The organism is Xenorhabdus stockiae (genome assembly GCF_002632825.1).
GTDB lineage: Bacteria > Pseudomonadota > Gammaproteobacteria > Enterobacterales > Enterobacteriaceae > Xenorhabdus > Xenorhabdus stockiae.
Genome location: NZ_NJAJ01000079.1, coordinates 1 through 4,251, shown reverse-complemented (window position 1 = coordinate 4,251; position 4,251 = coordinate 1). Strand labels below are relative to the sequence as shown.

Below are 4,251 nucleotides of genomic sequence, written 5' to 3'. Positions count from 1 at the left end.
GCCAGTTGATATTCCCGTCCGAACTGCGTCCCGAGTGGGCCGTATAAGCGTATTGTGCGTATCGTTTCCATCATTCCCCCTGATATCTGACGATTTTCACTGTGCGTTCCTGCCAGTAGCCACTGTAAGACACGCGGTTGCTGAGTTGCCCGTACATATGGTGCAGCATCAGCCCATCACCGAGATACACCCCAGCATGATTGGGTTCACGGGCCTGTACCTGCATGATGATCACATCACCGACCTGTAATTCCCCGCTGCACTCAGCAAACCCTGCCGAGGCGTAGTGCTGCATATAGAGATTTTCGCCCCGGTTCCACCAGCCATCCGTACGGACAAAATCGGGCAGTTCAATGTTGCGCTCCAGTCGATACCAGTCACGCACAATGGCGTAACAGTCCCAAATACCGTGGACAAACGGACGCTCCAGCAAAGGTTTAATCCCTGCTGTGGGCATTAGCGTACGAATATCCCCTTCCGGCCATGAGACAATCACCCACGGCACTTGTGACAGATCGCACTGAGCGATATCTAACTGACTGGGCTGGGTGGTCGCGTCCGGGTGACTGTGGACAATCGCCACTATGGTTCCTGTATCTTCGGCGACGGCGTAATCTTCCGGGTTAAGGCTGAACTGCTCTGTTGGGACTGAGGCTGTATTGCGACAGGGAAGATATTGTTGTTTACGGCTGTTCTGAATGACCAGCCCACAACATTCATTCGGGTAGTCGGCCTGCGCGTGATCTAGGATGGCTTGGATAACATGAGGACGCATAAAGGCTTCCTTAGGCAATAAAAAACCCGCCGAAGCGGGTTCAGTTTAAATTTAGGTCAATCTTTTAGAATCGATAACCAACGCCGATCATCCACGTACCTACTTTAACTTCACCAAGTTTTGCATATTCATACGCTGCATCAATGGCTATATTGGGAATTGGATTAATCTGTATACCGGCAGCATAGGCAAGCTCTGTTTTACTTTCGCTATGTGAAAGCCCATTTATTTTGTTTTTAGCTTCTATTTTACCATGAGCCGAGCCAATCAAGCCGTAGGCGCTCACATATTCATTGATACGATATGCAGGACCCGCGGTCAATGAGTAATAATCTAAATCAGCAGTAACTGCCTTGCGCTTGCCATAATAATACTCATATCCTTGGTGAGCGTAGGCGAACGAACCAATCACACTCCAATCATTATCGAATTCATAACGATATTTGATATTAAAGCCTTTTGGATTTTCTTTTAATTCACTCCCTCCAGACTTAACATGACTCTGCGCATATCCTGCCGAAATAGTACTTTCACCGGCTGCACTTACTCCCATTGATGTAACAGACATTCCCGCAGCAACCAATGCTATAAAAACTAATTTTTTCATAATTAAATTAACCAGTTAGATAATAAAAGTGAAGGAAGTATACAGCGTTCCCTTTTTTTATCTTTTTGCATCGTCTAAATTTTGATTCAGATCACTACAGATATTTCTTAAATTTATCAAATAAAGCCATGTTTATTATCTCCTCAATAACGCAGAGCCGGGAAAGCCGCCAAACGGCAATTGAGCATTTTCACCGAACCGCAGTTTACAATCATTCATCAATCCACCGCATACATCCCTTGACGGGTCGTCTGTTGGGTTGCCTTCTTCATCAAAATAGCGCGTTCCCGTGTAGTTACAGGGGGATTTGCGATACAGGCCACGCATACACCATGTACACAGGCTATGAATTTGGCGTGTGGGGATCTGAATGCCCTGCAAGTCTGCTGGGGAAGATAACGCAAACTGAACGCTTTCATTGTCTTCATGGGTTTTACTGTCGATGTAAAAAACGTCTATTTTTTCCTGTGTCGGGTCTGCTTCAGGGTTGCCCTCCGGGAAGTTGCGTGCATCCAAATAATGCGCAAATGTCATATGGATCGTGATACGCGCCTGCACCATATTCTGGTAAGCAAGACACAACGAGCTGATAGTTCCGTCCAGATTAGCAACCCGAAGTTCGGGTGATACCGTTCTGCCGTCACTATTCACCTCCATTCCCTGTATTTCGACAGGCCATGGTTTGTACTCTATCCCCTGCCACCAGATAGATTTAATCGGTAAATTGTTCGGGTCTTCCAAATCACTCTCTGTATGGGTTACAGGGTAATTGTGGAAGTGCAGTTCTGGCCCCCCAAAGACCGAACCATCAACGGCAAACAACAAAATTTTATTTCCTGCCTCCAAACGTTGGAGATCTGCATTAATTTTCATGCGCTATGTGCCTGTTCAAATACGGCTGATATTCTCATGACTCCACCTGACATCGGGATCATGGTTATTGAGTCCGCCTTGACTCGATATAAGCCTTTCTCTCCGTATGGAGTCGTCCAGATAAATGATTTCAACGTGTGATTTCGAATAAATTGAAAGATGGGTGTTACTTCTTCTCTTATGCCGATATAAGAGTAAGGCCATGACTGACTTTCTGGATTAATTCCATCCCCTGATACTTGTTTATAACCATCACCAAACTCAACCATTTTAATTCGATGCTTAAATTCACCACTGGGTGAATCCTGAATTTGAGTTCGCCATTGAAATACGTCAACTGCCATATGAGCACCTATAAAAGAAAAGCCGCACTAGGCGGCTTATTGAAAATAATGAGTTTAATAGTGCGGCGTTAATCGTCGCTATCATCTGATGTCTGTTTCAGATAACGCCCCAAGACAAACACAGCCACCAGTCCGACTAGATCCAATGTTACTAACAGACTGGCAAAACCTATTTCACCGCTACTGGCAAAATAAAAAGCACCACACAGGATAAGCAAAGCAAGGCTAAGCCCCATCCACTGGCCTCTCCTGTCCTTTGACATGCCACCATCAACAATTTTATTGTCCATGTCATGCCGATGTTTTTGCTCTTTTTCTGCCAAAGAAAGCAACCGTTCAGCAGCGCCCGGTAGAATATTTTCATACTCTCTTAGCTGGCTTGGCGGTGGGATTGGGCCTTGAAATTCAAATATCTTATGCTGTATGACTGAAACAATATTAGGGTTATCCAGTATTCTGTTCAGTGCAGCCGGATCGGATATCAGCCGCTCTTCTATAACGGCTATGCTATCTTGAGGTTGCTCACTACCTTGATGCTCATTAGCATTCTCCGGTAGTGAGTTATCATTATGCGGTTTTTCTGAGTTTTTGGGCATTGGCTGACTCACCAACAGTAACGATTGAGGTGTTCATATCTTTCGATATGTTCATCATATCTGATCTTAATCGCTGCGCATCGGAGCCAGTAGAAATAAGTTTGCGGTAATCAGTCGCTGGCATGATATCCATAATACTGCCCACCGCTCTCATGTAGCGGCGTATTGTAGCTGTCATGATTGCCTCCTCATAGTCAGTTTCATCGTGCCAAAACTGCAATATAGCTCTTAGTTTAATCCAACAGTTTTGGCATTACAACTTACCAAAAGGTTTCAAAACCAAGTATCATTGTATGCATTCTATACGAATAATATTATGCCGTCCGTGGCTTGAGGCTAAAGCGCGTTATCCGGCATCGATACCATTTTATCAATGTAATAACCGTATAATTTAGCTACCCCTTGGATAATTCCTTCCGGTGTATCCATCCTGTTTGTAAGTCTATCTACTTGATTGAAATGGTTATCGTAGATTTCCAGTTTAACTGTGTATCTAACTTGTGAGGGTTTCACGACTTTTTTCTTTTTGACTTCACCAGTCGTCCAATACTCATAAAGAACATCGTCACACTCTTCCTGATAACGAATAACTTTATCTCTGATTTCAGGTTTGACCTTGTTGGGGCTGATAGTTGCTAACCAGCCAGCAAGTTTACGCAGAGCGAGACAGGTCATATCTTGATTGCCTGTTTTAGTAGGTATTTCGATTTCCGAAACACCTTTACTAAATCGTTGTTTTAATTTAACAAACTGAGCACCCCAAGCTAAACCTATACCTTCAACAATGGGTTTCATAGGGACATATGGCTCGCCGTTATACTCAACGACATATAGATCTGAACCGTAAAATGGAACGCTGATAGTTTTACTCGGCTCGTTAAGTGGTATACTTATCATGTTTACTTCCTCACAAGGGTAAACGTTTTATGTACATTAGAGGCCCCTAGCTACCGCAAATAGTTCGGGGCTTCGCCATTTAAAGCGACATCATTTATTACGTAACTGTAACCTTTTGTAAATATTTACATGCTAAATTTGGGAAGCGGCTCGAAAATT

Annotated in this window: 6 protein-coding genes and 1 pseudogene; all 7 read right to left on the bottom strand. The window is 44.0% G+C overall.

What is annotated here, in order from left to right; genetic code table 11:
* Positions 1 to 70 precede the first annotated feature (70 nt).
* Entirely contained in the window at positions 71 to 775 is a 705-nt protein-coding gene (locus Xsto_RS19940) for a C40 family peptidase (protein ID WP_099126206.1), read from the bottom strand.
* 64 nt (positions 776 to 839) lie between these two features.
* Entirely contained in the window at positions 840 to 1,382 is a 543-nt protein-coding gene (locus Xsto_RS19935) for an Ail/Lom family outer membrane beta-barrel protein (RefSeq protein WP_099126205.1), read from the bottom strand.
* Positions 1,383 to 1,517: 135 nt separating this feature from the next.
* Positions 1,518 to 2,255 carry a phage minor tail protein L gene (locus Xsto_RS19930; protein WP_099126204.1) on the bottom strand — a complete coding sequence of 246 codons (738 nt, stop codon included), beginning with the start codon at positions 2,253 to 2,255 and terminating at the stop codon, positions 1,518 to 1,520.
* On the bottom strand, positions 2,252 to 2,599 hold the full coding sequence (locus Xsto_RS19925; RefSeq protein WP_099126203.1) for a phage tail protein: 348 nt from the start codon (positions 2,597 to 2,599) through the stop codon (positions 2,252 to 2,254). Before Xsto_RS19925 ends, Xsto_RS19930 begins: the two co-directional genes overlap by 4 nt.
* Before the next feature lie 68 nt (positions 2,600 to 2,667).
* The gene (locus tag Xsto_RS19920) at positions 2,668 to 3,195 is read right to left on the bottom strand and encodes a DUF2335 domain-containing protein (protein WP_099126202.1); all 528 of its coding nucleotides are present in this window, start codon (positions 3,193 to 3,195) and stop codon (positions 2,668 to 2,670) included.
* Complete coding sequence (locus tag Xsto_RS19915; RefSeq protein ID WP_099126201.1) at positions 3,167 to 3,373, bottom strand: hypothetical protein; 207 nt, start codon at positions 3,371 to 3,373, stop codon at positions 3,167 to 3,169. The genes Xsto_RS19920 and Xsto_RS19915 overlap by 29 nt, the downstream gene beginning before the upstream one ends.
* 317 nt (positions 3,374 to 3,690) lie before the next feature.
* Positions 3,691 to 4,092: pseudogene (locus Xsto_RS19910) on the bottom strand (phage antirepressor N-terminal domain-containing protein); the annotation flags it as partial.
* Between the last annotated feature and the right edge of the window lie 159 nt (positions 4,093 to 4,251).